The sequence below is a fragment of the Pseudolabrys sp. FHR47 genome (genome assembly GCF_005153485.1).
Classification (GTDB): Bacteria; Pseudomonadota; Alphaproteobacteria; order Rhizobiales; family Xanthobacteraceae; genus Pseudolabrys.
The window spans coordinates 1,441,985-1,468,192 of the sequence record NZ_CP039740.1 but is presented as its reverse complement, the minus strand read 5'-3'; the positions used below and the strand labels follow the sequence as shown (position 1 = coordinate 1,468,192).

At 65.2% G+C, this 26,208-nt stretch carries 19 protein-coding genes; 4 read left to right on the top strand and 15 right to left on the bottom strand.

All coding sequences use genetic code 11. From position 1 onward, the window contains the following. Positions 1-34: 34 nt before the first annotated feature. The gene (locus E8Q40_RS07250) at positions 35-919 is read left to right on the top strand and encodes a 50S ribosomal protein L11 methyltransferase (protein ID WP_137043745.1); all 885 of its coding nucleotides are present in this window, start codon (positions 35-37) and stop codon (positions 917-919) included. A gap of 89 nt (positions 920-1,008) precedes the next feature. Here the strand turns inward: E8Q40_RS07250 and E8Q40_RS07245 are convergent, their stop codons facing one another. Beyond that, the gene (locus tag E8Q40_RS07245) at positions 1,009-1,206 is read right to left on the bottom strand and encodes a hypothetical protein (RefSeq protein ID WP_137043744.1); all 198 of its coding nucleotides are present in this window, start codon (positions 1,204-1,206) and stop codon (positions 1,009-1,011) included. Positions 1,207-1,484: 278 nt separating this feature from the next. On the opposite strand from E8Q40_RS07245, the gene E8Q40_RS07240 reads away from it, so the two are divergent. Together E8Q40_RS07240 and E8Q40_RS07235 are read left to right on the top strand one after the other, a co-directional pair. After that, a complete protein-coding gene (locus tag E8Q40_RS07240; RefSeq protein ID WP_137043743.1) occupies positions 1,485-3,305 on the top strand; it encodes an aminopeptidase P family protein in 1,821 nt (606 codons plus the stop codon). 48 nt (positions 3,306-3,353) lie between these two features. Then, positions 3,354-4,508 carry a multidrug effflux MFS transporter gene (locus E8Q40_RS07235; RefSeq protein WP_168197761.1) on the top strand — a complete coding sequence of 385 codons (1,155 nt, stop codon included), beginning with the start codon at positions 3,354-3,356 and terminating at the stop codon, positions 4,506-4,508. A gap of 146 nt (positions 4,509-4,654) precedes the next feature. On the opposite strand, the gene ligA is transcribed toward E8Q40_RS07235, so the two are convergent. The 7 genes from ligA to E8Q40_RS07200 form a co-directional block, all read right to left on the bottom strand. Then, positions 4,655-6,808, bottom strand: coding sequence for an NAD-dependent DNA ligase LigA (ligA, locus tag E8Q40_RS07230; RefSeq protein WP_137043741.1), 2,154 nt, complete (start codon positions 6,806-6,808; stop codon positions 4,655-4,657). 128 nt (positions 6,809-6,936) lie between these two features. Further along, positions 6,937-8,607, bottom strand: coding sequence for a DNA repair protein RecN (recN, locus tag E8Q40_RS07225; RefSeq protein ID WP_137043740.1), 1,671 nt, complete (start codon positions 8,605-8,607; stop codon positions 6,937-6,939). Positions 8,608-8,726: 119 nt separating this feature from the next. Then, positions 8,727-9,602 carry an outer membrane protein assembly factor BamD gene (locus E8Q40_RS07220; RefSeq protein ID WP_137043739.1) on the bottom strand — a complete coding sequence of 292 codons (876 nt, stop codon included), beginning with the start codon at positions 9,600-9,602 and terminating at the stop codon, positions 8,727-8,729. A 224-nt stretch (positions 9,603-9,826) separates the two neighbouring features. Next, positions 9,827-10,783, bottom strand: coding sequence for a UDP-3-O-acyl-N-acetylglucosamine deacetylase (gene lpxC, locus E8Q40_RS07215; RefSeq protein ID WP_137043738.1), 957 nt, complete (start codon positions 10,781-10,783; stop codon positions 9,827-9,829). Between the two features lie 402 nt (positions 10,784-11,185). After that, the gene (gene ftsZ / locus E8Q40_RS07210; protein ID WP_137043737.1) at positions 11,186-12,880 is read right to left on the bottom strand and encodes a cell division protein FtsZ; all 1,695 of its coding nucleotides are present in this window, start codon (positions 12,878-12,880) and stop codon (positions 11,186-11,188) included. Positions 12,881-12,907: 27 nt separating this feature from the next. After that, the gene (ftsA, locus tag E8Q40_RS07205) at positions 12,908-14,230 is read right to left on the bottom strand and encodes a cell division protein FtsA (RefSeq protein WP_137043736.1); all 1,323 of its coding nucleotides are present in this window, start codon (positions 14,228-14,230) and stop codon (positions 12,908-12,910) included. Beyond that, on the bottom strand, positions 14,227-15,153 hold the full coding sequence (locus E8Q40_RS07200) for a cell division protein FtsQ/DivIB (RefSeq protein WP_137043735.1): 927 nt from the start codon (positions 15,151-15,153) through the stop codon (positions 14,227-14,229). Before E8Q40_RS07200 ends, ftsA begins: the two co-directional genes overlap by 4 nt. 559 nt (positions 15,154-15,712) lie before the next feature. Between E8Q40_RS07200 and E8Q40_RS07195 the strand changes: the two genes are divergently transcribed. Continuing rightward, positions 15,713-16,510 (top strand): sulfite exporter TauE/SafE family protein, encoded by a 798-nt coding sequence (locus E8Q40_RS07195; protein ID WP_246663027.1) that lies wholly within the window; start codon positions 15,713-15,715, stop codon positions 16,508-16,510. Positions 16,511-16,622: 112 nt separating this feature from the next. Here the strand turns inward: E8Q40_RS07195 and murB are convergent, their stop codons facing one another. The 7 genes from murB to mraY form a co-directional block, all read right to left on the bottom strand. Further along, positions 16,623-17,540, bottom strand: a complete 918-nt coding sequence (gene murB / locus E8Q40_RS07190; protein WP_137043733.1) for a UDP-N-acetylmuramate dehydrogenase — start codon at positions 17,538-17,540, stop codon at positions 16,623-16,625. A 4-nt stretch (positions 17,541-17,544) separates the two neighbouring features. After that, entirely contained in the window at positions 17,545-18,954 is a 1,410-nt protein-coding gene (murC, locus tag E8Q40_RS07185) for a UDP-N-acetylmuramate--L-alanine ligase (protein ID WP_137043732.1), read from the bottom strand. Between the two features lie 119 nt (positions 18,955-19,073). Continuing rightward, the gene (locus E8Q40_RS07180; RefSeq protein ID WP_246663026.1) at positions 19,074-21,083 is read right to left on the bottom strand and encodes a PAS domain-containing sensor histidine kinase; all 2,010 of its coding nucleotides are present in this window, start codon (positions 21,081-21,083) and stop codon (positions 19,074-19,076) included. Positions 21,084-21,194: 111 nt separating this feature from the next. Then, the gene (murG, locus tag E8Q40_RS07175; protein ID WP_137043731.1) at positions 21,195-22,298 is read right to left on the bottom strand and encodes an undecaprenyldiphospho-muramoylpentapeptide beta-N-acetylglucosaminyltransferase; all 1,104 of its coding nucleotides are present in this window, start codon (positions 22,296-22,298) and stop codon (positions 21,195-21,197) included. A 67-nt stretch (positions 22,299-22,365) separates the two neighbouring features. Next, positions 22,366-23,511, bottom strand: a complete 1,146-nt coding sequence (gene ftsW / locus E8Q40_RS07170; RefSeq protein ID WP_137043730.1) for a putative lipid II flippase FtsW — start codon at positions 23,509-23,511, stop codon at positions 22,366-22,368. Positions 23,512-23,699: 188 nt separating this feature from the next. After that, on the bottom strand, positions 23,700-25,112 hold the full coding sequence (murD, locus tag E8Q40_RS07165; protein WP_137043729.1) for a UDP-N-acetylmuramoyl-L-alanine--D-glutamate ligase: 1,413 nt from the start codon (positions 25,110-25,112) through the stop codon (positions 23,700-23,702). Beyond that, positions 25,109-26,194: a phospho-N-acetylmuramoyl-pentapeptide-transferase gene (mraY, locus tag E8Q40_RS07160; protein ID WP_137043728.1), complete on the bottom strand. Its 1,086-nt coding sequence runs from the start codon at positions 26,192-26,194 to the stop codon at positions 25,109-25,111. Before mraY ends, murD begins: the two co-directional genes overlap by 4 nt. Positions 26,195-26,208: the final 14 nt, after the last annotated feature.

The following is a 26,208-nucleotide window of genomic DNA, read 5'->3' as shown; positions in this document are numbered from 1 at the left end:
GCCAAGGCCCGGCCGCCGCGCGAATGTCGGCCGCATGAACGATTCCACCACCGTTGCCCGCCTCGTCTGCGCCGACAAGAATTCGGCGCGGCGCATCGCCGATGCGCTCGACGAGCTGCTGGACGGCGACGATATCGTCTGCGGCTCGTTCGAGGCCGATGACGGCTCCTGGCAGGTGGCCCTGCATTTCGGCCATGTCCCGGACGAGACCGCGCTGCGCGCGCTGGTGGCGGACGCGGCCGGCGCCGCGGCGGCCGATGCGCTGACCATCGACACGGTGGAAGCGCGCGACTGGGTGGCGGAGAGTCTGGCCGGGCTGACGCCTGTCAGAGCCGGGCGGTTCGTCGTCCACGGCTCGCACGACCGCGGCCGTCTCAAGGGCAACGACCTCAATATCGAGATCGAGGCGGCTTTGGCCTTTGGCACCGGCCATCACGGCACGACGCGCGGCTGCCTGCTGGCGCTGGCGGCTTTGGCCAAGCGCGAGCGGCGCTTTCATGTGCTGGATATCGGCACCGGCACCGGCGTGCTGGCGATCGCGGCAGCCAAGGCGTTTCATACGCGGGTGATCGCAACCGATATCGACCGCGTCGCCGTGGCGGCCGCCCGCGACAATGCCAGGCTCAACCGTGTCGGGCCGCTGGTGACGCCGGTCCATGCGCCCGGCACGCGCGCGCCGGACATCCAGAAAGGCGCGCCCTACGACCTGGTCTTCGCCAATATCCTGCTCGGCCCGCTGACGCGGCTGGCGGTGCCGATCGCGCGGCTGGTCGCGCCGGGCGGCCGCGTCGTGCTGTCGGGGCTCTTGACCAGCCACGCCAATGCCGCGCGCGCGATCTACGGAGCGCAGGGCCTCGTCCTCGAACACGCCGAACACCTCGAAGGCTGGACCACCCTCACGCTGAAGCGTGGGCGCTGATTGCCAGTACCGCACAAAAGAGAAAACCGCTCCGGGCGGGGGACCGGAGCGGCTTCCGACTGAACTCACGCAGCGTCAAACGCGGAGGATTACTCCTCGACCTTCGCGGTCGGGTATTCCAGCCGGGTGTACAAGCGGATCTCGCGCTGCGCCTGCTTCATGCGGGCTTCCATCATGGCGTCGAGCAAGCGGGCGAAGAAGCCTTTGGCCGGGGCCCGGGTCTCGGTCGCGGCCTTGGCAGCGCTCTTGGCGGCGGTCGGGGCATTTCCGTAAGTCAGGGCAACCATCTGTCTCTCCATCAAACCGATTCGATCCCGGTATTGCGTTGCAACATAATATACTTCGCAGGTGCGAACATCCCACGACAATGCATGGAAGCTCTGTCAAATAAGCGGTTAAGCTGTTGTTAACCGGTAACTTTCGAGGCATTTACATGCCAATAAGTGTGCAGCGCACAATTATGAGTCAGGACCCCATCGGCCGCGCAGGAAGCTTGCTGAAACCGCGGGCCGCCGACGCGAAAGTTTCATGCCCACGGTCCGCCTTGTCCGACTAGAGTGCCGCCATGTTCGAAGCCCGCTTCCAGACATTCGACGACGCCAGCGAAGGCGCCCAAAGCGCCGAACGCGTGGCCGCCCTCCGCGCCGAACTCAAGCGCCGCGGCCTCACCGGCTTCCTGGTGCCGCGTGCCGACCGCCAGCAGAACGAATATCTGCCGGCGAGCGAGGAGCGCCTCGCCTGGCTGACCGGCTTTGCCGGGTCGGCCGGCGCCGCCATCGTGCTCGCCGATCGCGCGGCGCTGTTCGTCGATGGTAGATATACGCTTCAAGTCCAGTCGCAGTCCGACACGTCGGTCTTCGCCATCGAGCATTTTGTCGACAATCCGCCGCCGGTCTGGCTGGAGCAGAACATCAAGGCCGGCGACCGCATCGGCTACGATCCCTGGCTGCACACCGCCGATCAGGCCGAGCGCTTCGCCCGCGCCTGCGCCAAAGCGGGCGCGACTTTGGTGCCGCTCGACGACAATCCGATCGACGCGCTGTGGACCGACCGCCCGGCGCCGCCTAGCGGAGCGGTGATGCTGCGGCCGCTGGCGCTCGCCGGCGAAAGCACCGAAGACAAGCTCGCCCGCATCCGCGATGAGCTGACCAAGTTGCGCGCCGATGCGCTGATCGTGTCGGATCCGCAGAATGTTGACTGGACGTTCAACATCCGCGGCTCGGACGTCGCGCATACGCCGCTGGCGCTCGGCTTTGCGTCGATCCCGCACGAGGGCCGCCCGCGCCTCTACATCGATCCGGCCAAGCTCTCCAACGAAGTGCGCCACGCGCTGGAGGAATTCGCCGACGTCCATGCCACCGACGATCTGCCGCGCGACCTCGCCGCGTTCAAGGATCAGTCCGTGCTGCTCGATCAAAGCAGCGCCGCGGACGCGCTGACGCGCATCGTCGCCGACAACGGCGGCAAGCCGACGCGCACCGCCGATCCGATCACGCTGATGAAGGCGGTCAAGAACAATGCCGAGATCGCCGGCACCCGCGCCGCGCACTTACGCGACGGTGCGGCGATGACGCGCTTTCTGTGCTGGCTCGATCACGAAATGCCTTCCGGCAAGCTGACCGAAATCGACGCGGTCAAGGCGCTGGAGTCGTTCCGCCGCGATACCGGCCTTTTGAAGGACGTTTCTTTCCCGTCGATCTCCGGCGCCGGACCGAACGGCGCCATTGTGCATTACCGCGTCACGACGGCGACCAACCGCGTCATCGGTCAGGACGAGATGTTCCTGATCGATTCCGGCGCGCAATACGAGGACGGCACCACCGACATCACCCGCACCGTGATCAACGGCACGCCGACCGACGACATGCGCGACCGCTTCACGCGCGTGCTCAAGGGCCACATGGCCATTGCCGAAGCGGTCTTTCCGGTCGGCACCACCGGCGCGCAGCTCGATCCTTTCGCGCGCGCGGCGCTGTGGCACGCCGGCATCGACTTCGATCACGGCACCGGCCACGGCGTCGGAAGTTATCTGTCGGTGCACGAAGGCCCGGCGCGTATCTCGAAGCTCGGCCATACGCCGCTGAAGCCCGGCATGATCCTGTCGAACGAGCCCGGCTATTACAAAGCCGGCGCCTACGGCATCCGCATCGAGAACCTTGTGCTGGTGATCGCAGCGCCCTCGCCCGACGGCGCCGAGAAGCCGCTCAATGCATTCGAGACATTGAGCTTCGCGCCGATCGACCGCCGGCTGATCGATCCGCGCCTGCTCACCGCGCAGGAGCTGCACTGGCTGAACAATTATCATGCGCGCGTGCGCGAGGCGGTGTCGCCACTGGTCGATCCGGCGACGCAGAGCTGGCTGGAAGTAGCGACCAGGCCGTTGTAGCCCATGCATAGTCCCAAAGAGTCTCACGCCGCCAGGCCATGGCGTCTCTTGCCGTTGCTGATCGCGATGACCGCCATCGGACCGGTCACGCTCAACATCGTAGTGCCGGCCTTGCCCGGCATCATCACGCGGCTCGACACCAATGCGGCCGCCGTGCAACTGACATTGTCGCTTTTCCTGCTCAGCCTCGCCTGCGCGCAGCTCGTGCTCGGGCCTTTGTCCGACCGTTTCGGCCGCAGGCCGGTGGCGCTGGCCGGGCTGGCGCTAGCGGTCGCCGCGTCGCTAGGCGCCATCGCCGCCTCCTCGATCGGCGCCTTGATCGCCGCCCGCATTTTCCAGGCCGCCGGCGCCTCCACCGGCATCGTCATCGGTCGCGCCATCATCCGCGACCTGTACGACCGCGACCGCGCCGCCGGCATGATCGGACTGGTCACCACCGCGATGGTGATCGCGCCGATGGTGTCGCCGCTGATCGGCGGCATTCTCGACACGGCTTTCGGCTGGGAAGCGATCTTTATCTTCATCACACTGATGTGCGGCGCGGTGCTGGCATGGGCGGCGCTGACGCTGCCGGAGACGCACCACACCAGGGTGTCGTCGTCACCGGCCGCGCTGTTGCGCGAATGGCGCGCGCTGCTCGTCAACGCCAGGTTCCACGCTTATGTGCTGGCCGGCGCGCTCGGCTCGGCGCCATTTTTCATTTTTATCGGCGGCGGACCGCATGTCGTCATTACACTGATGGGCCGCTCGTCGGCGGAATACGGCGTGTGGTTCGCGCTGTCGTCGTTCGGCTACATGGCGGGGAATTTCTCCGTATCGCGGCTAGCGCACCGCGTCGGTCTCGATGCCATGATCATGGCCGGCATCGCCCTCGGGCTGGCCGGCGCTGCGCTAATGGCCGTGCTCTTCACTGTCTTTCCGCAAGGCGGTCCGGTGACCGTGTTCCTGCCGCAATTCATCATTTCCTACGGCAACGGGTTGTTGCTGCCAAACGCCGTCGCCGGCGCGGTGAGCATCCGGCCGGAAGCTGCCGGCGCGGCGGCGGGCTTGACCGGATTTGCTCAGATGGCGACTGGCGCCGCCGCGACGCAGACGATCTCGGCGCTGTTCGCCGGCAGCAGCGGGGCCATGCCGATGGCGTGGATGATGTTTGCCGTTTTGGCGGTGTGCGCCGTGGCGTTTCGGGTGCTGGTGAGGCGGTAGCAACGGTTGGCATGCCCGCGTGAGCGAGGCGATTGCGCCGCTGATTGATCCGGCGACGCAGAGCTGGCTGGGCGACTAGGGTGATGCAGCCCTCTTTCTTCCCCTCTCCCCTTGGGGGAGAGGGGAAAGCGGAGCGACATCGCCACTCATCCGTCAATCAACTTCAGCCACTCATCCTCGCTCAGCACCGTGACGCCGTGCTTCTGTGCTTCGGCGAGCTTCGATCCGGCGCCGGGGCCGGCGACGACGTAATCGGTCTTCTTCGACACCGAGCCGGACACCTTGGCGCCTAAGCGTTCGGCGGTGGCCTTGGCCTCGTCGCGGGTGAACTTCTCCAGTGAGCCGGTGAACACCACGGTCTTGCCGGCGACCTTCGAATCCGTCTTCGGCTTCTCGGCGTCGAGCACCTTGACCTGCTTCACCAGCCGTTCGACGGCGGCGAGATTGCGCTTTTCCCTGAAATAGTCGGTCACCGCCTCGATGACGGTGTCGCCGATCTGGTCCAGCGCATCCATCTCGGCGATGGCCTCTTCGTCGCCCTTCGCCACCTTCAGCGCGGCGTCATGGAACGCCGCCCACGAGCCATAACCGCGCGCCAGCGACAGCGCCGTTGTCTCGCCGACATGACGAATGCCGAGTGCATAAATGACGCGGTCAAGCGCGATCTCGCGCCGCGCATCGATGGCAGCGAACAGGTTGCGCACCGAGGTCTCGCCGTAACCTTCTTCCTCGAGCAACTCCTTGCGGTGCTTGCGCTCCAGCGAGAAAATATCCGCCGGTTCCTTCACCCAGCCCTTCTCGTGGAACAGCTCGATCTGCTTTTCGCCGAGGCCGTCGATATCGAAGGCGCGGCGCGAGGCGAACAGCTTGAGATGCTCCACCGCCTGCGCCCGGCAGATGAAGCCGCCGGTGCAGCGCCGCACCGCATCGAGCCGGCCGGTGTCGGCATCGTGCTCGCGTACAGCCTCGCTGCCGCAGACCGGGCATACGGTTGGGAATGCATAGGGCTTCGCACTCTTCGGCCTTTTGTCGAGCACGACATCGACCACCTGCGGGATGACATCGCCGGCACGCTGAATGATCACGGTGTCGCCGATGCGAATATCGCGGCCTTCGCGCAACGGCTCGCCATCGCCGCCAATGCCCTTGATGTAGTCCTCGTTGTGCAGCGTCACATTCTGCACGATGACGCCGCCGACGCCAACCGGCTCCAGCTTGCCGACGGGCGTCAGCGCTCCGGTGCGGCCGACCTGGATGTCGATGCCGATGAGTGTGGTCGTCGCCTGCTCCGCGGGGAACTTGTGCGCGATGCCCCAGCGCGGCGTGCGCGACACGAAACCGAGGCGCTCCTGCCAGTCGATGCGATCGACCTTGTAAACGACGCCATCGATATCGTAATCGAGCGAGGCGCGCTGCTCGCCGATCTTGCGATGGAACGCGACCAGTTCCTCCACGGAGCGGCACATTTTCGTCAGCGGGTTCGTCGTGAAGCCGCAATGCTCGAACCACTTGATCATGCCGGATTGCGTATCCGCCGGCATCTCGGTGATCTCGCCCCAGGCATAGGCGAAGAAGCCGAGCGGACGCGACGCCGTGATCGCCGGATCCTTCTGGCGCAGCGAGCCGGCGGCCGAATTGCGCGGGTTGGCGAAGATCTGCGCGCCCGCTTCCTTCTGCCGCTCGTTGAGTTTGAGAAAATCGGCCTTGGTCATATAGACCTCGCCCCGCACCTCGACGACGGGCGGCAGGCTCTTGCCCTTCAACTTCTGAGGCACGTCCTTGATGGTGCGGATATTGGCGGTGACGTCCTCGCCTTCCTGGCCGTCGCCGCGCGTCGCCGCGGTGACGAGTTCGCCATTCTCATAGCGCAGCGACATCGACAGGCCGTCGATCTTCGGTTCGGCGGAAAAGGCGATCGGCTCGTCTTCCGACAGGCGTAAGAAGCGGCGGATGCGGCCGACGAAATCGACGACGTCCTCATCGGCGAAAGCATTGTCGAGCGACAGCATCGGCACGGCATGGCGCACCTTGGAGAAGCCGCGCGCCGGCGCGGCGCCGACCTTCAGCGACAACGATTCGAGTGTCTTCAGTTCCGGGAAACGCGCCTCGATGGCGTTGTAGCGTTTGCGTAGCTCATCGTATTCGGCATCCGAAATCGTCGGCGCATCGTGCTGGTAATAGCGCTTGTCGTGGCCGGCGATCTCCTGCCCCAAACGCGCGTGCTCGGCATCGGCCTGCTTGCGGGTAAGCAGTTCGACGGGAGTCTTGTCGGTGCGGACTTTGGTGGATTTCTTGGCCATATTCTTTGAACCCGTCATTCGGGGCGCGGTTCACTCGTTGTGTCATTGCCCGCGAAAGCGGGCAATCCAGTACACACAGACGGTTCGGTGAGTACTGGATGCCCCGCTTTCGCGGGGCATGACAAGTGCTACGACGCCTGCTTGATCAGCCGTTCCGCCGCCGCACGAGCTTCGTTGGTAATCTCCGCGCCCGCCAGCATGCGGGCGATTTCCTCGCGGCGGTGATCGGCGGCGACCTCCGTAACGCGCGTCGCGACGCGCTTGCCCTTGTCGAGCGCATCCTTGCTGATGACGTAATGCCGGTCGGCGCGCGCCGCGACCTGCGGCGCATGCGTGACGGCGAGCACCTGCACGTTCTTGCCCAAACGCGCGAGTCTCATTCCAATCGCATCGGCCACCGCACCACCGACACCGGTGTCGATTTCGTCGAAGACGAGCGTCGGCGCCGAACCGCGATCGGCCAGCACCACCTTGAGCGCCAGCAGGAAGCGCGCGAGTTCGCCGCCCGAGGCGATCTTCATCATCGGTCCCGGCTTGGTGCCCGGATTGGTCTGCACCCAGAACTCGACGCGGTCGATCCCGTTCGGTCCGGCGCTCGCGGCGTCGGTGTCGATCTGGGTCGAGAATTTCGCGCGTTCGAGCTTGAGCGGTGGCAGCTCAGCGTTGACGGCCTTATCGAGCTTGGCGGCGGCTTTCACACGCGCCTTGGACAAGGCATCGGCACTCTTGTGGAAAAGAGCATCGGCCTGCGCCGCGGCGGCCTCGAGATGCTTGAGCTTTTCCTCGCCGGCGTCGATCAGACCGATATCGTCACGAAACTTCGCCGCCAGCGCGGCGAGATCGTCGACCGGCACATTATATTTGCGCGCAGCGGCGCGCAGCGCGAACAGCCGCTCCTCATTGCGCTCCAGTTCGGCCGGATCGAAATCGGCGGCGCGCAAGGCGGCCTCAAGATGGGCGCGGGTTTCTTCCAGCGCATTGAGCGCGACGTCGAACGACTTCACCGACGGCTCGACCAAAGACGGCGCCTGCGTGGCGCGACGTTCGAGCCGGCGCACCGCGGCGGCGAGCGCCGGCACTGCGGAGTTCGAGCCGGCCAAGGCGTCGTAAGCGTCGCGCAGATCCTGCGCCACCTTCTCGGACTGCATCATCACCGTGCGCCGTTCGGCCAGCGTCGTTTCCTCGCCGGGCTGGGGCGCCAACTTGTCGAGTTCGGCGGCGGCATGACGCAGCCAGTCGCTCTCGCGGCGGGCGCGCTCGATATCGGCCTTGTGCGCGGCCAGCGCATCGCTCGCCTCGCGCCGTGCTTCCCACAGCGCCGAAACTTTCGCGGCGTCGGCGTCGAGGCCGCCGAAAGCATCGAGCAGGCTGCGATGGGTGGCGGCATCGACCAAAGCGCGGTCGTCGTGCTGGCCGTGGATCTCGACCAGCACCGAACCGAGTTGCCTGAGCACCTGCACACTCACCGGCTGGTCGTTGACGAAAGCGCGGGTGCGGCCGTCGGCGAGTTGAACGCGGCGCAAGATCAGCGTGTCTTCGTCTGGGATGTCATTGGCGGCGAGGATGGCGCGCGCCGGGTGCTTGGCGCCGACCTCGAACGCGGCCGTCACCTGGCCCTGTTCGGCGCCCTGCCGCACCAGCGACTGGTCACCGCGTCCGCCCAAAGCCAGGGCAAATGAGTCGAGCAGGATCGACTTGCCGGCACCGGTCTCGCCGGTGAGCACGGCAAGGTGCCCGGCGAAATCGATGTCGAGCCGGTCGATCAGGACAATGTCGCGGATCGAGAGACGGGAGAGCATGGTGAGGTTGTGCCGCGCCTGACGACGTCATGGCCGGCTTTATGCCGACCATCCACGTCTGATCGATTCGGACGTATCTTTAAGGACGCCGAAGGCGGGTACAAGAGGGGAACGAAAGCTCAGCCCAGGCCGACCTTCTTGAAGGCGCGGCTGATCCAGGAACCCTTGTTCTCGTTGGGCTCGAGGCCGGCGCCCTTCACGCGCTCATAGGCGTGCTTGTACCAGGGGCTGTCCGGGAAATTGTGGCCGAGCACGGCGGCCGCGGTCTGCGCCTCATGGGTGATGCCGAGCGCCATATAGGCCTCGGTCAGGCGCATCAGCGCCTCTTCGACCTGACGCGTGGTCTGATACTGGGTCACCACCACTTTGAAGCGGTTGATGGCGCCGGTGTAGTCCTTCTTTTCCAGGTAATAGCGGCCGACATTCATTTCCTTGCCGGCGAGCTGGTCGCGGGCGACCTGCACCTTTTCCTTGGCGCTGATCGCGTATTCGCTGGTGGGATATTTGCGGATCACCTCGTCGAGCGCGTTGAGCGCCTTTTCGGTGCGATCCTGATCGCGGGTGATATCCGGGATTTCGTCGAAATATGACGCGGCGATCAGATACTGCGCGTAGGCGGCGTCAGGGCTGCCGGGGTGCAGGGCGATATAGCGCTTGGCCGAGGTGACGCAGTCGTCGTAGTTGCCGGCCTCGTACTGGGCATAGGCCGTCATGATCAGCGATTTGCGTGCCCACTCCGAATAGGGGTGCTGGCGGTCGACTTCCTCGAACTTGGTGACGGCCTTCTTGAGATCCTTCTTGTTGTTGAGAAGGAACAGGCCCTCATTATAGAGCCGGTCGGCCGGCTCGTCGGGCGGGGTCTCATCCTTGCTGCCGAAGATATTGAGGCTGGAGCAGGCGCCCAGGCTCGCGGCAAGCAGCACCAGCGCCGCCATGCGGGCGGCGCGCCGGGCAAAACCGGGACGGAAAGCTCGATCAGTCGCACGCAAGGTCATTCCGGCTCGATCCGTCGACACACCAATTTGGAAATTCTAATCCCCCGGCCGTCCATTGTAGGAGGCTCGCCTCCCCGTATCCTTAACGGACAGCCCGGCCCGCGCCAACCGGCACGGTTGACCGGCAGAAGCCCGGCTGGAACTGCGATTAGGGGTACAATCGGCCGGGATTAAGGCGGTTCGGCCCGCTTGGGACCGATCTGCGTCCGGCAGCCCGAAAAGGCTCAGGAAACCTCGGGACCGAAAGCCGCAGCCGGTACACCGGCGGCGAGATCGGCGCGGCCGCGCGGACGCACGGTGCGCTCCACCGGGGCCTCGACCACCCGCCAGGCGGCGGTGTTGTTCATGAGCGCGGTCAGCACCGCATTGTTGAGCTTGTGGCCACCGCGGACCGTCTTGTAGGCGCCGATCAGCGGCAGACCGGCCAGCGCCAGATCGCCGATCGCATCCAGCGCCTTATGGCGCACGAATTCGTCGGCGTAGCGCAGACCTTCCGGGTTGAGCACCCGGTCTTCCGAGATCACGAGCGTATTGTCGATCGAGGCACCGAGCGCATAGCCGGCGCTCCACAGCTTCGAAACATCTTTCATGAAGCCGAAGGTGCGGGCGCGAGCGATCTCGTTGCGGAAGGTGTCCGGCGTCAGATCGACGTCGAGAGTCTGCTTGCCGATCAGCGGATGATCGAACTCGATTTCGGCCTCGACGCGGAAACCATGCTCATAGGGGCGCAGTTCGCCGAAGGACTTGTCCTTCACGACCTGCACCGGCTTGATGACTTCGATGAAACGGCGCGGCAGCGCGCGATCGGTGAGACCGGCCTGATCCAGCGCCTCGACGAACGGCATGGCGCTGCCGTCCATGATCGGCACTTCCGGGCCGTCGATTTCGACGATGACGTTGTCGACCTGAAGGCCGCGCAGCGCAGCGAGAAGATGTTCGGCGGTCGAGCACAGAGGGCCTGCAGTGTCGCCCAGAACGGTGGCAAATTCGGTGGCGGTCACGGCGCGGACGTCGGCGCGGACCTGGCGCTCAATGTTACCCTCGGCGTCGACGCGACGGAAAACGATACCAGCGTCATCATCCGCCGGCAGCAGCGCCAGCGTGACGTTGCGCCCGGAGTGTACACCGACACCGGTGACGGTCACTTCGTCACGGAGGGTGGTTTGCTTAGCGCCCTTCATCGACCCCTATTCCGCAAAAACCGCCCGCGCGCCTTGCGGCACTTTGGCGATCCCGCTTCAGTCCTACGCGAGGCCACATTTTCGCCTACGCTTAAAATGTCTTGCAGATGTGGCCGATCCCCCCGGAGACCGGAAAAGCCCCTTCCGCGCCCGAAACTTAGGCCCCTGGCCGGGACCGTCCAAGACACGGTTTCTTACGGACTGTTACTCTTTTTCGCCGCAATTTACGAATGGGCGGCTGTGGTGATGTCTTATTTACCCTACCGAGGGGACGGGATAGACGCGGCCCTAACGCCGCTAGAGCACAAAAACTATAATTAATACAGTTGCTTAGTAAAATAAGGCAGGTTCGGTAGTCGGTCGGCTGCCCCGCCGCAAGGTATTGGCGGGGCAGCCGAATTGTTAATTTGCCTGGCGGCGCAGGAAGGCCGGAATATCGAGCTGGTCGTCCGGCGCGGAATTATGCACAGGCGCGGTGCGGCCGTGCGGGTCGAGACCCTGCGGCGCTGCCCGGCGAGCATATTCCGAGACCGGATCGGCCGGCCGCGATTCGGGATGACGACCTTCCGGGTTACGGGCGGTCGGACGAACCGGCGGTTGCTCGAACTGCGGCATCGGGTGGGCGGCGCGCGGGGCGGCAGGCTCACCCTCGTCCCGCTTGCCGAGGCCGACCGAGGCCAGACGCTGCATCAGCGACATACGCTGCTTCTGCGGATGGTCGTCGGCCAGTTCGCCGCGAGCGGCCATCTGGTTCTGCGCCGGCATCGGCAACTCGTCGACGCGCGGCATGCGCGGCGGACGCTTCACGGTTTCCGGCATCGGCGGCACGAAAGCGGCCGGCATCGGCGCTTCGGCGGCCGGGGCCTCCATCGGCGCCGGCTCGAACAGCGACGGCTTGATCGGCATCGGACGGATCGAGACGTCTTCGATCGAGGCAGTCGGCTGCGGCAGGATGGCGGCAGCCACTGCCGCGTGAGCGGCGTCGAGCGCGGCGGCCGGAGCCAGCGGCGCCCTCTGCATCGGCGCGGGAGCCGGCGCGACACGATCGGCCATGCGCTTGGTGTCCTGGCGCATCTTGCCGGCCAGTTCCTTGAGCGCGTTCTCGGCCGGCAGCGGCTGGTTCATGATGCCGGTCTTGTCGATGCCAGTGGCGACCACCGACACGCGGATGGTGCCTTCGAGCGTCTCGTCGAAGGTGGCGCCGACGATGATGTTGGCGTCAACATCGACTTCCTCGCGGATGCGGGTCGCGGCTTCGTCGACCTCATACAGCGTGAGGTCCTTGCCGCCGGTGATGGAGATGAGGAGGCCGCGAGCGCCCTTCATCGAGGCATCGTCGATCAGCGGGTTGTTGATGGCGGCTTCGGCGGCGGTCAGCGCGCGCTTTTCGCCGGTCGCTTCGCCGGTGCCCATCATCGCCTTGCCCATCTCGCGCATGACGGCGCGGACGTCGGCGAAGTCGAGATTGATCAGGCCTTCCTTGACCATCAGATCGGTGATGCAGGCGACGCCCGAATAGAGCACCTGGTCGGCCATCGCGAAGGCGTCGGCGAAGGTCGTCTTCTCGTTCGCCACCCGGAACAGGTTCTGGTTCGGGATGATCAGCAGCGTATCGACCACCTTGTGCAGCTCGGTGATGCCGGCTTCGGCGAAGCGCATGCGGCGCTGGCCCTCGAAGTGGAACGGCTTGGTGACCACGCCGACCGTGAGGATGCCCATTTCCTTGGCGACGCGCGCAACGACCGGAGCCGCGCCGGTGCCGGTGCCGCCGCCCATGCCAGCGGTGACGAACACCATATGCGCACCCGAGAGGTGATCTCGAATTTCATCCATCGTCTCTTCGGCGGCCGCGCGGCCGACATCCGGCTGCGAACCGGCACCGAGACCTTCGGTCACCTGATTGCCCATCTGGATGATGCGCTCGGCTTTCGAGAGGGTCAGCGCCTGCGCGTCGGTGTTAGCGACGACGAAGTCGACACCCTGGAGGCCGGCGGCGATCATGTTGTTGACCGCGTTGCCGCCTGCGCCGCCGACGCCGAACACGGTGATGCGCGGCTTCATCTCGTGAATGTCCGGGATCTTCAGATTGATGGTCATGTTATCTGCCTTTGATTGTTCGCGGGGTCAGAAACTCTCGCGTAACCACTGTCCGACCCGTGAGATGTACCCGCCTGTACCGGTCATCAGCTGCCGCGTACGCCGCGGCTCGAAGTGCTCAAGATGCGCCGCCTGCGGATACACGAGCAGGCCGGCGGCCACCGCAAAGGCCGGCCCCTTGGCCGCCTCGGGAAGCCCGGCAAGTCCCAGCGGCCGCCCGATCCGCACCGGACGGCGCAGGATGCGGGAAGCCAGATCCGCCAGCCCCGGCAACTGGGCGCCGCCACCGGTCAGCACCACCCGCGCCCGCGTCTCCGCGGCAAAGGGCGAGGTCGCCAGACGGTCGCGCGCCAGTTCGAGAATCTCCTCGACCCGCGGCTTGATGATGCGCACGAGAGACGCACGCGACACGAAGCCGGGCGGCTCCCGCTCGTCGTCGCCCACCGTCGGCACCGTGATCATGTCCCGCTCGTCCGAACCACCTGATAAAACACTGCCATAGATCGCCTTGATTCGCTCGGCGCTTGCGATTCGCGTGTTCAGCCCGCGGGCGATGTCCATCGTGACGTGATGGGCGCCGAGCGCGAAGCCATCGGCATGGACGAAGCGCCCGCCGGAGAAGAAGGCGATCGAGGTCGTGCCCGAGCCGAGATCGATGCAGGCGGCGCCGAGGTCGGCCTCGTCGTCCGCTAAACAGGCCAGACCCGCCACATAAGGCGAGGCCACCATGGCCTCGACCTCGAGATGACTGCGCTCGACCGTCAGCATCAGATTGCGAACCGGGGCGACATCGGCCGTGACCATGTGCATGTCGACGCCAAAGCGGTGGCCGAGCATGCCGCGCGGCTCGCGGATGCCCTTGGCGGCGTCCAGTTCGTAGCCGATGGGCAGCGAATGCAGGATGGCGCGGCCGTCGCGCACCGAATGGCGCGACGCGGCGGCCAGCACGCGGGCGATATCGCCATCAGCGACGGCGGCGCCGTTCAATTCGACATCGGCGATGAAGCGTTCCGAGCCGAGGCGGCCGCCCGACAACGACACCACGACGGATTCGAGCTGCACCCCGGCCATGTTCTCGGCGACGTCGATGGCCTGCCGCACGGCGTCTTCGGCCTCAATGAGATCGACCACCTGCCCGGCTTTCATGCCGCTGGCGGCGGTGTGCGAGAAACCCAGAATACGGACACCGTGGCTGCGACGACGCAGTACGTCCTGCGGCGCCTGCGGCTCCAGGCGGGCGATCATGCAGACCACCTTCGAGGTGCCGAGATCGAGACCGGCAACCACGGCGGCGCGTCGCGGCGACACCGGCTTCATCTTGGGGGTAAGACCGAAGCGAAGGACGGTCATGCTTCGGACCCCTTGCGCTGCTTGGCCTTGCGCGCCTTGTCGGCGGCCTTGAGAGCTTCATCGCGCGCGGCGGCGGCGGCATCCGAGAGCCGCACCGTGACCCGGTCGGACAGACGCAGGTCGACCACGACGATGTCGCGGGCGAGCAGGTTCTTGTCGCGGTCGAGGTCGGTCAGCATCTGCAGCGCCTTTTCGGCGTCGGCTTCCGGCAGCAGCACTTCCACGCCATTGGCGAGATGCAAATTCCACCGCCGCTCGGCGACCAGCACCGAAGCAAGAATTCGTTTCGATACCGACGGATAATGCGAGACGAGATCGAGGAAGCCGGGCGCGGCCTGCGCAGCACCGTTGCCGACGACCAGCGGCAATTTGGCGAAACGCTCCGGCACGGCCGGCTCGAGCACGGTGCCGTCGGCGGCGATCAGCGCGGTGCGCGCCTCCTTCTGCCACAACGCGAAGGGCGCGCGCTCCTTGATCTCGATGCGCAGCCGGCCCGGATAAAGCTTGAGCACGGTGGCTTCGGCGATCCACGGATTGGTGAGCAGCCGCACGCGCGCCTGCGCGGCGTCGAGGAACAGCAGCGAGGTGCTGTCGGTGATGCCGGCGGTTTTCAGGATTTCATCGCGGCTGAGTTCGCGCTCGCCGGTCAGCGCGACTTCGGAAATACCGAAGCCGGCCGCGGTGGCAGCGGCATCGCAAATGGCCTGGACGTTCTCGGTGATGGTCGGGACATGGTTGCCCTTGACGACGCCGTAGCAGACGCTGCCGAGCAGCAGCGTCGCGACCGCCGCGGCGCCGGCGCCGCTCGGCACGTCGATATCGACGAGCGCATTGAACCAGCGGCGCGCCGAGCGCCGCCAGCGGCCGGGCGAGCGGCCGATGCTGCCTTCCATCGATTGAGCGAGGTGTCCCCGACGATCCATCGCAACCGGTTCTTCTAGCGTTGGCCCCTGATGGGGCGGCGGGCCGCACGCTTATCGAGGCGCGCACGGACCCGGCGCAGCGCACAAGGGGCGCCGCTTCAACCTAGTCTTCCGGCCATTTGGTAAACGATTAGTAAAGTTTGACGGATTGGGCTGACACTTCGGTAACTTCTGACCGCCGTGGCTTTTGAGTCACGGAAAGTTCCGAACGGGTGGCTAAATGGTACCGGTCAAGGCCCGGAGATAGCCGTAGCCCGGATGAAGCCAAGGGCCGCGAAGCGCGGCCCAATGGCGCAATCCGGGAGCCGCACTCTCAATCGCTCCCGGATTTCGCTGCGCTTCATCCGGGCTACGGTCCTGTGCATTGAGGCGCGATCTGCAAATGCAGCGACGACGGGTCAATGCCAGGACGCGTTGCCGCTCCCTAGCTAGACCGCCTCTGGGCTGCTATGGTTTCGGTCACCCCACGGGCTGCCGTAAGCAGGGCCGTGCAGCGACCCGGCACGACGGGAAACGGGCTTCTCTCTCAATTGCGCGTCAGCGCCCGCCCGGTGATTCCGTGCCCCTATTTGCGAATCGAGACCGTGAATCCGTCGCGTTCGGCACGGGCGCCGCGATAGGCACTCTCGGTGGTCTTATTGGCCTCGGGGGAGCCGAATTCCGGTTACCAGTCCTCATCAGCTACTTCGGATTTAAAGGGCTCGAAGCCGTAATTCTCAACAAGGCGACCAGCCTCATCGTCGTTGCAACGGCGCTGCCTTTTCGTGCCAGCACCATACCCTTCGCGCAGATCGGCGCAGAATGGCCGATCATCATGAACTTGCTTGCTGGCAGCCTTGTCGGTGCATGGGTTGGCGCGTCATGGGCTACCGCGCTGAAATCGGAAACGCTGTACCGCATTATTGCGGCACTGTTGGTGGTCATCGCTGGCGTTCTCGCGTTCGCGCACGACGCTGTCGCCACCGGGACGTTGTTTACAGGCGCGGCACTCGTCATCGCGGGCGTTGTGGCAGGTTTTGCAATTGGGGTGGTGGCGTCGCTGCTCGGCGTTGCAGGCGGTGAGTTCTTGATACCCACGCTCGTACTCTTGTTCGGGACCGACATGAAACTGGCAGGCAGTCTCTCGCTGGCAATTAGCTTGCCCACTATGCTCGCAGGCTTCACGCGGTACAGCCAAGATCAGAATTTTTCCGTCATACGGCGGAATTGGGTCTTTCTGCTGATCATGGCAGCAGGCTCGATCCTCGGCACATTTATCGGAGGCAAGTTGCTCGGCATCGTGCCAAACGGGGTATTGCTCCCGCTGCTGGCAATCCTGCTGCTTCTTTCCGCCGTGAAGGTTTGGCGACATCGATAGCGCGGCGGTGGTCCGGATGAGGCGCAACGAAGTCCGGGGCCGCATTGGCGACGGAACTGACGGGCGAAGTTGGCAGGAGCCGCGGATCAGGAGATTGTGAACGCGCGCGGCCTCAAGCCTTCTCACCGATACGCTTGATCTCCCATTCCAGCGCGATGCCGGAATGCGCCTTGACGCGTTCGCGCACGGTTTCGCCGAGCGTCTCGATATCGGCGGCGGTGGCGTTGCCGAGATTGATGAGGAAGTTGCAATGCAGTTCGGAGACCTGCGCGCCGCCGATGGTCAGGCCGCGGCAGCCGGCTTCGTCGATCAGCTTCCAGGCATTACGGCCGGGCGGATTCTTGAAAGTCGAGCCGCCGGTGCGATTGCGCGGCTGAGAGGCTTCGCGCTTGGCCTTGATGTCGGCCATCTCGGCGGCGATGGCGTCGGCGTCGCCGGCTTTGCCCTGGAACAACGCGCCGACGAAGATCACATCCTCGGGCACGGAGCAGTGGCGATAAGAGAAGCCCATGTCGGCGTTCGCGTAAGTGACGCGATTGCCCTGGCGGTCGATGGCATAGGCCTCGACGAGAACGTCCTTCGTCTCGCCGCCATAGGCGCCGCCGTTCATGCGCAGCGCGCCGCCGATGGTGCCGGGAATGCCGGACAGAAACGCGAGGCCGGCGATGGCGGCCTTCTGCGCGGCGCGCGCCACCAGCACATCGAGAATGCCGGCGCCGCAGCGCACGCGGTTGCCGTCTTCGATGGCGACGTCGTTGAAGCCGCGGCCGAGCCGGATAACGACGCCCGGCACACCGCCGTCGCGCACGATGGTGTTGGAGGCGGCGCCGATCACCATCACCGGCACGTCGGCCGGCAGCATCTTGAGGAAATAAGCAAGATCGTCCGGGTCTTCCGGCGAGAACAGCACCTGCGCCGGGCCGCCGACGCGAAACCAGGTGTACGGATCGAGCGTCTGGTTCGCCATCATGCGCCCGCGCAATTCCGGCATGCGGGCTTTCAGGTCGGGAACGATATCGGGGAAGGTCATCGCTTTACTTTAAGTCCAGCGCCGCAAGTTCACCCGGCAGCGCATAGGCCCATTGCGAGATCGAGCCGGCGCCGAGGCAGACGACGTAGTCGCCCGGCTTGGCGAGGCCCTTGACGATGCCGGCAAGCTGCTCCGGGCCGTCGAGCGGCGTCACGTTGCGATGGCCGCGCGCGCGCAAAGCCTGCACCAGATGATCGCGATCGGCGCCTTCAATCGGCGCTTCGCCGGCGGCATAGACATTGGCGACGATAACGGCGTCGGCGTCGTTGAAGCAGGTCGAGAACGGCTCGAACAGGGTCTTGAGGCGCGTGTAGCGATGCGGCTGCACCACGGCGATGACCTTGTTCTTGGTCGACTCGCGCGCGGCTTTCAACACCGCCGCGATCTCCACCGGATGATGGCCGTAATCGTCGATGATGGTGGCGCCGTTCCACTCACCGACTTTCGTGAAGCGGCGCTTGACGCCGCCGAACTTGCCGAGCGCGGCGCGGATCTTGTCGTCGGCGATGCCGAGTTCATGCGCCACCGCGATCGCGGAGGTGGCGTTGAGCGCGTTGTGGCGACCCGGCATCGGCAGTTCAAGATTGGTGATGCGATGCACCTCGGCGCCGTCGCGGTCGCGGAACAGGACCGAGAACTGCTGCTTGCCGTCCTTGTTGACGAGATCGACGAGGCGCACGTCGGCTTGCGCATTCTCGCCGTACGTGATGATGCGGCGGTCGGCGATGCGGCCGACGAGGCGCTGCACGATCGGATGGTCGGTGCACATGACCGCGAAACCGTAGAACGGCACGTTCTCGACGAAATGGATGAAGGCCTCCTGCACGGCGGCGAAGGTCTTGAAGTGGTCGAGGTGCTCGGCATCGACATTGGTGACGATGGCGATGTCGGCCGGCAGCTTGAGGAAGGTCCCGTCGGACTCGTCGGCCTCGACCACCATCCAGTCGCCCTCGCCGAGGCGCGCATTGGTACCGTAGGCGTTGATGATGCCGCCATTGATCACCGTCGGATCGAAGCCGCCGGAATCGAGCAAGGTCGCGACCATCGAGGTCGTCGTGGTCTTGCCGTGCGTGCCGGCAATGGCGACGCAGGATTTCAGCCGCATCAGCTCGGCGAGCATTTCGGCGCGGCGCACCACCGGCAAACGCTTGGCGCGCGCCGCGACCAGTTCCGGGTTGTCCGGCTTGATCGCGGAAGAAACAACGACGACGTCGGCGGCGTCGAGGTTCTCGGCCTTGTGACCGATCTCGACGATGACGCCCTTCTCGCGCAGACGCTTGACGTTGGCGCTGTCGGAGGCGTCCGAACCGCGCACCGTGTAGCCGAGATTGATCAGCACCTCGGCGATGCCGCTCATGCCAATACCGCCGATGCCGACGAAGTGCACCGGTCCGAGTTCGGTCGGCAATTTCATGGAAGGCCTATCCCTGCATCCGGCGTCCGCGCGGGCGGACCGTCTGAACTACAATGCGTCCGTGTATGGCAAGCCGGAGAAAAAGGGAAGATCGGTGAAATACCAAGGCGGATGAAGGGTTAAGCACCGTTTTTAGCGTGATCACCGTTGCCGCTGCGGAAGTTGATCACCTGGGCCGCCACGCCCTTGCGCGAACGCAGGCCGAGGCCGGCGACTTCCGCCGCCAGTTCGGCCTGGGTGAAGGGCTTGGACAGCCGCGGCAGCTTCATGGCCTGCTCCGGGTCGATCTCGGCGTAACCGGTCGCCAGCATGATCGGCAGGTCGGGCCAGCGCTTGCGGATCGCCTTGGCAAGCTGCAATCCCGTGGTGTGCGGCATGATCTGATCGGTGACGACAAGATCGATGCCGGCTTGCGCGTCGAGGATCGCGAGGGCTTCGTCGGCCGACGCCGCGGCGAAACAGACATGGCCGAGGTCCTCGAGCATGCCAACGGTATTGGTAAGCACCAGCGGATCGTCATCGACCGCCAGTACAGCCAGTTGCGACTGGGGCGGCATCTCTTTTTCGGGGCTCAGCGTCGTCGGCTCCGGCGCCTGCTTTGCGGACTCGTCGGCCGGCAGCCACAGTTCCGCCGTTGTGCCCTCACCCGGCACACTACGCAGTACAAAGCGGCCACCGAATTGCTCTGCCAATCCATGCACCATCGACAGGCCGAGGCCGGTTCCCTTGCCGGGCTGCTTGGTGGTGAAGAACGGCTCGATGGCGCGGCGCAATATCGCTTCGTCCATGCCGACGCCATTATCGCTGACAGACAGCCGCACATAGCGGCCCGGCTTCAGTGAAGTCTCACCAGGTCCGACGATTTCGTCGCGCGCCGCGATAACGATCTCGCCATCGTCGTTCATCGCGTCGCGGGCGTTGACCGCCAAGTTGAGCAACGCGACCTCGAGCTGGTTGGCATCCGCGATCACTGTGCTCAGCGCCAGCGGAAAACGTGTTTCAAGCGTGATCGATTTGCCCAAGGTCCGCTGCAGCAGTTCGGCCATGCCGCGGACCAGGTTGGGAATGTCGATCGATTCTTGCTTGATCTCCTGGCGGCGCGCAAAGGCCAGCATACGCTTGGTCAGCGCCGTGCCCCGCTCGGCGCCCTTGACGGCATTTTCCAAGAGCGCTTTGAGCCTCGGATCGTCCGGCAGGCGCTTGCGCATCAGCTCGAGGCTGCCGAGCACCGCCATCAAGAGATTGTTGAAATCATGCGCCACGCCGCCGGTGAGCTGGCCGATGGCCTCCATCTTTTGCGCCTGCACCAGCGCTTCGCGGGTGCGCTCGAGTTTCTCCTGCGCCTCGCGGCGCTCGCTGATGTCGCGAGTAATCTTGGCGAAGCCGGCCAGTTTCCCCTCGTCATCGCGGATCGCGTCGATGATGACATGGGCGAAGAAGCGCGAGCCGTCCTTGCGCAGGCGCACGCCTTCCCGTTCGAAACGGCCTTCCCGCGCAGCGACCGACAGCGCGCGCTCGGGCAATCCGGCCGCGCGATCCTCCTCCGTATAAAAGCGCGAGAAGTGCTGGCCGATGATCTCCTCGGGACGGTAGCCCTTGATGCGCTGCGCGCCGGGATTCCAGTTGCTGACGAAGCCGCCGGGATCGAGCAGATAGATGGCGTAGTCGGTGACGCCCTGCACCAGCAGACGGAACTGTTCCTGACTCCGGCGCAGAGATTCTTCGGCCTGTTTCCGTTCTGTGAGATCGCGAGTGATCTTGGCGAAGCCGACCAGCGAGCCGTCGGGCTCGCGAACCGGATGGATGACGACATAGGCCCAGAAGCGCGAGCCGTCCTTACGAACACGCCAACCTTCGGTTTCGAATTTGCCTTCGTCGCGGGCAGTCGCCAGAGCGCGCGCCGGCAAACCCGTTGCGCGATCTTCGTCGGTATAGAAACGGGAGAAATGCTGACCGATGATTTCAGCGGCGGTGTAGCCCTTGAACCGCTGCGCGCCCGGATTCCAGCTCGACACGATTCCGTCGGCATCGAGCATGCAGATGGCATAGTCGGTCACGGCTTCGACGAGCAGACGGTAGCGCCCATCGTCACCCTGAGGACGGACGAGATTGTTCGGGTCGTCCCTCACCCCGAAGTTCCCAGCAGCCAGTCAATCACGGCAATCACGTTTCTTAGGTCAAATTAGCCCAGAAAGTGTGCAACGGCTGAGTCACTAAATGGTTCCTCGGGCCGGCCGCTGTTAATAACCGGCGACCCGAAGTACCAGATCGGCTAGCCGCTCGGCGGCGTCTGCGGTTCCGGAAGCCTTGGCCGCCCGTGCCATAACGCCAAGCCGGGATGGATTGGCAGCGAGAGTTTCAAGTTCCTGCGCCAGCCGATCCGGTGTGAACTCGGCCTGGACGATGCGGATCGCGCCACCAGCGTCCTGCAGCACGCCGGCGTTGGCCAACTGATCCTGATCCAGCGCGTGCGGTAAAGGCACCAGAATTCCGGGGCGGCCGATGGCGGAGAGTTCGGCGACGGTCGACGCGCCCGAACGCGATATCACGAGATGCGCCGCCGCCATCCGCACCGGCAAGTCGGAGAAGAACGACGCGCAGGTGTGCGCCACACCGAGCCTGTCATAGTGCGCGGAGACCGCGTCGATATCCTCCGGACGCGCCTGCTGCACGACGTGAAGCCGCGCCCGCAAGGCCGCATCGAGTTTTTCGATCGCAACCGGCACGACTTCCGACATGACGCGGGCGCCCTGACTGCCGCCGAACACCAGCAGGCGAAAGGTGCCCTCGGCCTCGAGGGCGTGGTAAGGCACCTTCGATGCCTCGATCACCAGCGGACGCACCGGATTGCCGGTGAAGGTCAACTTGCCGCGCAGGCTGTCATCGACCTTGTTGAACACGCGGAAGCCGGTGGCGATGGCGGTCACGCGCGAGGCCAGCAGCCGGTTGGCGCGGCCCATGACACCGTTCTGCTCATGCAAAACCGTCGGCACGCCGCGCCAGGAAGCAGCGATAAGCGGCGGCACGGTCGGATAGCCGCCAAAGCCGACGACCACCGACGGCTTTATGCGGCCGATCACACTCCAGGCTTTCAATGTGCCGCGGCCCAGCATCAGCGCGGTGCGTGCCAGCGACACGGGATCGCGGCCGCGCACTGTCGCGCTCGGGATGAGATGAACCTCGCGAGCGGGAAACTCGAAATGCGCGGCGCGCGTATCGGTCGCCAGATCGACGGTGACGCCGCGCCTGTTCAGTGCGACGGCGAGCGACTCCGCCGGAAACAGATGACCGCCGGTGCCGCCGGCGCAGAGGAGGATGAGTTTGTTCGTCGTGGAGCTTGCCATGCCGGGCTTTCTCAATCCGTCATCCTGAGGCGCGAGCGCAGCGAGCCTCGAAGGATGGCGGATCATATCATGTCGTTCGCAGCTCGAGACCTGGCGCGGTCAGCATCGCGCCGCGCGGCTGTTCGCGCGTCAGCGCCAGCAGCATGCCCATGCCGTAAGCCAGCGACAGCATCGACGAGCCGCCATAAGAGATGAAGGGCAGCGTCATGCCCTTGGCCGGAATGAGATGCAGGTTCACAGCCATGTTGATCGCCGATTGCGTGGCGAACAGCATGGTGAGGCCGGCAGCGGCGAAGCGACAGAAAGGATCTTCGTTGCGCATGGCGCGGATCAGTGCGCGCACGACGATGAAGGAGAACAGCGCCACCAGCGCCAGGCATAGCGCGACGCCGAATTCCTCCGCCGCGACCGAGAACACGAAGTCGGTATGGCTCTCCGGCAGCATGCGCTTCACCGTGCCCTCGCCCGGGCCGCGACCGAACCAGCCGCCGCGCATGAAGCTTTCGGTGGCGACGTCAATGTTGAACGTGTCGCCCGCCGCCGGATTCATGAAGCGCTGGATGCGCGAGGTGACATGCGGCACGGTGTAATAGGCGACCAGCAGACCGAAGCCCGCGGCGCCGGCGATGCCGAACATCCAGATCACGCGCATGCCGGCCATGAAGAACAGCGCGCTCCACACCAGAACGATCAGCATGGTCTGGCCGAAGTCCGGCTGGATGACGAGCAGCGCCACCACAGCCAGCAAGAGAGCAAGCGCGATGGTGTTGGCCGGCATCTCGGGACGCTTGGCCGACTCGCCGAACAGCCAGGCAATGAGAATGACGAAAGCCGGCTTGAGAAACTCGGACGGCTGGATATTGACACCGGCGATGACCAGCCAGCGTTTGGCGCCCTTGATTTCCTGACCGAAGAATGGCGTGGCCGCGACCATGACCAGGCTGATGGCGAAGACGACGAGCGACAGCCGGCGGATCTGACGCGGCGTCAGAAACGAGACGCCGAGCAGAATGGCAATTGTCGGAAACAGGAAGAAGATGTGGCGATTGACGAAGTAGAACGGTTCGAGCCCGAGCCGGCCAGCGACCGGCGGCGACGCCGCGAGCGACAGCACGACGCCGGCGAGCATCAGCGCGCCGATGGCGGCGAGCGTCAAGCGATCGACCGTCCACCACCACTCGCCGATCGGGGTGCGTTGCGCGCGCGAAATCATGGGAAGCCCGGAATCCGTGAGGCTTCAAGCTGACGCGTCGTGGTTTAGGAACGGTTAAGACTGCTTTACCTCTCCCCGCATTGCGGGGAGAGGTCGACTTCCGAGCCTTAGCGAGGAAGTCGGGTGAGGGGCCGTGCCATGCCCCTCACCCGGCTCGCGCCTAACCGGCGCTCGCCACCCTCTCCCCGCTAACGCGGGGAGAGGGAAGAAACGCCCGGCAGCGCGAGAGCCAGGTCGGCGAACGCCTTCCCGCGCACTTCGAAATTCGGGTACTGGTCGAACGAAGCGCAGGCCGGCGACAACAAAATGACGGCCTCCTTGAGGCCGGAGGCCTCGGCGTCGCGGGTGGCCGCCTCGATGGCCTTCGACAGCACGCCGTCGATCTCGTGATCGACCTTGCCTTGAAGCGTTTCGGCGAAGGCTTCAGCCGCCTCGCCGATCAGATAGGCCTTGCGGATGCGCGGCCAGAACTCGGACAGGCTTTCGATGCCGCCGGCCTTGGGCTTGCCGCCGGCGATCCAGAAGATGTCGGTGAAACTCGCCAGCGCCTTGGAGGTGCTGTCGGCATTGGTGGCCTTGGAGTCGTTGACATAGAGAATGTGGCCGGCGGCGGTTGTCTTGCGGCCGACCGCTTGCATGCGGTGCGCGAGGCCGGGGAACGAGACGAGCCCTTTCTGAATGGCCGGCAGGTCGAGCCCAAGCGCGACGCATGCGGCGATGGCGCAAGCAGCGTTCTGCGCATTGTGCGTGCCGCGCAAGGAGCCGATGCCCGTGAGCTGCGCCGCCGGAAACGGCTTGCCAGCACTGGCGCGCATGATGCGCGGGCCGTCGGCGAAATAACCGTCGCGCACCGGGCCCTCGACCGAGATGCGCTCGACGTGTTTGCCGGCGCGTTCGACGCGATCAGCGGCCTCGCGCGACCAGCGATCATCGACGCCGACGATGGCGGTGCGTTCGGCTTGCGCCACCACCAGAGTCTTGATCGCGGCGTAGTTCTCGATGGTGCCGTGGCGGTCGAGATGATCGGCCGAGACATTGATGAGAATGCCGACCGTCGGCCGCAATGAGGGCGCGAGATCGACCTGATAGGACGACACTTCGAGCACGTAGTGACGACCGGGCGCGAAAGGTTCGAGCGCCAGCGCCGGCACGCCGATATTGCCGCCCATCTGCGCATCGCGGCCGGCGTGGTTGATGAGATGGGCCGTGAGCGCCGTGGTGGTGGATTTGCCGTTGGTGCCGGTGATGGCAACCAGCGGACACTCCGCGCCGTGCTTGGCGCGCTCGCGGCAGAACAGTTCGATGTCGCCGATGACCTCGACATTCTCGCGATGCGCGCGCTGCACCGTCCAGTGCGGCGTCGGGTGCGTCAGCGGCACGCCCGGCGACAGCACCAGCGCGGCAATACCCGTCCAGTCGATATCGGCGAGGTTGGCGGTCTCGATGCCGGCGGCCTTGGCCTGCTCGTTCTTCAAGGGCGCGTCGTCATAGGCGATGACATGCGCGCCGCCCGCTTTCAGCGCGCGCGCCGTGAGCAGCCCCGAGCCGCCGAGACCGAACACGGCGACTTTCTTATCGGCAAAGGTGGTGACGGGGATCATCGCAGCTTGAGCGTCGATAGTCCGGCGAGCGCGAGCACGACCGCGACGATCCAGAAGCGGATGACAATCTGCGGCTCGGTCCAGCCCATCTGTTCGTAATGGTGATGGATCGGCGCCATCTTGAAGACGCGCTTGCCGGTGAGCTTGAAGGAGGCCACCTGCACGATCACCGACACCGCCTCCAATACGAACAGGCCGCCGATGATGGCGAGCACGATCTCATGCTTGGTCGCGACCGCGACGGTGCCGAGCAGGCCGCCCAGCGCGAGCGAACCAGTGTCGCCCATGAAGATCGAAGCCGGCGGCGCGTTGAACCACAGGAAGCCGAGCGACGCACCGATGACCGCCCCGCACAGCACCGCGAGTTCGCCGGTGCCGGCGACGTAATGCAATTGCAGATATTCGGAGAACAGGGCGTTGCCGACAACGTAGGAGATGAGGCCGAAGCTCGCCGCCGCGATCATCACCGGCACGATGGCGAGGCCGTCGAGACCGTCGGTGAGATTCACGGCATTGCCGGCGCCGACGATGACGAAGGCGCCGAGAAGGACGAACATCCAGCCGAGATTGATCACCAGTTCCTTGATGAACGGAAAGGTCAGCGACGTCGCCATCGGCGCCTTGCCGATATGGGTGAGCGCGAGGCACGCGATCAGCGCCACCGTCGCCTCGGCGATCAGGCGCGTACGGCCGGAGAAACCGGCATGGGTCTGCTTCGTCACCTTCAGATAGTCGTCGTAGAAACCGATCAGGCCGAAGGCCAAAGTGACGCCGAGCACGATCCAGACGTAAGGGTTCTTCGGATTGGCCCACAACAAGGTCGACACCAGCAGACCCGACAGGATCATCAGGCCGCCCATGGTGGGCGTGCCCTTCTTGGTGACGAGGTGCGACTGCGGGCCGTCGGTGCGGATCGGCTGGCCGCGGCCCTGCTTGAGCCGCAGCATGTCGATGATCGGTCCGCCGAACAGGAAGACGAAGACCAGCGCCGTCACGATCGCACCGCCGGTGCGGAAGGTGATGTAGCGGAACACGTTGAAGAACGAGATCTTGTCGGAGAATTCGGTCAGCCAGTAAAACATCGCAGTCGCCTTGT

Excerpts from the sequence above, each read along its gene's own strand:
- mraY (WP_137043728.1), bottom strand. The coding sequence starts at position 26,194 with ATGTTTTACTGGCTGACCGAATTCTCCGACAAGATCTCGTTCTTCAAC.
- E8Q40_RS07220 (WP_137043739.1), bottom strand. The coding sequence starts at position 9,602 with ATGACCTTGCGTGCGACTGATCGAGCTTTCCGTCCCGGTTTTGCCCGG.
- murC (WP_137043732.1), bottom strand. The coding sequence starts at position 18,954 with ATGAAATTGCCGACCGAACTCGGACCGGTGCACTTCGTCGGCATCGGC.
- lpxC (WP_137043738.1), bottom strand. The coding sequence starts at position 10,783 with ATGAAGGGCGCTAAGCAAACCACCCTCCGTGACGAAGTGACCGTCACC.
- E8Q40_RS07250 (WP_137043745.1), top strand. The coding sequence starts at position 35 with ATGAACGATTCCACCACCGTTGCCCGCCTCGTCTGCGCCGACAAGAAT.
- murB (WP_137043733.1), bottom strand. The coding sequence starts at position 17,540 with ATGACCTTCCCCGATATCGTTCCCGACCTGAAAGCCCGCATGCCGGAA.
- ligA (WP_137043741.1), bottom strand. The coding sequence starts at position 6,808 with ATGGCCAAGAAATCCACCAAAGTCCGCACCGACAAGACTCCCGTCGAA.
- murD (WP_137043729.1), bottom strand. The coding sequence starts at position 25,112 with ATGATCCCCGTCACCACCTTTGCCGATAAGAAAGTCGCCGTGTTCGGT.
- E8Q40_RS07240 (WP_137043743.1), top strand. The coding sequence starts at position 1,485 with ATGTTCGAAGCCCGCTTCCAGACATTCGACGACGCCAGCGAAGGCGCC.
- ftsW (WP_137043730.1), bottom strand. The coding sequence starts at position 23,511 with ATGATTTCGCGCGCGCAACGCACCCCGATCGGCGAGTGGTGGTGGACG.
- recN (WP_137043740.1), bottom strand. The coding sequence starts at position 8,607 with ATGCTCTCCCGTCTCTCGATCCGCGACATTGTCCTGATCGACCGGCTC.
- ftsZ (WP_137043737.1), bottom strand. The coding sequence starts at position 12,880 with ATGACCATCAATCTGAAGATCCCGGACATTCACGAGATGAAGCCGCGC.
- murG (WP_137043731.1), bottom strand. The coding sequence starts at position 22,298 with ATGGCAAGCTCCACGACGAACAAACTCATCCTCCTCTGCGCCGGCGGC.
- E8Q40_RS07245 (WP_137043744.1), bottom strand. The coding sequence starts at position 1,206 with ATGGTTGCCCTGACTTACGGAAATGCCCCGACCGCCGCCAAGAGCGCT.
- ftsA (WP_137043736.1), bottom strand. The coding sequence starts at position 14,230 with ATGACCGTCCTTCGCTTCGGTCTTACCCCCAAGATGAAGCCGGTGTCG.
- E8Q40_RS07200 (WP_137043735.1), bottom strand. The coding sequence starts at position 15,153 with ATGGATCGTCGGGGACACCTCGCTCAATCGATGGAAGGCAGCATCGGC.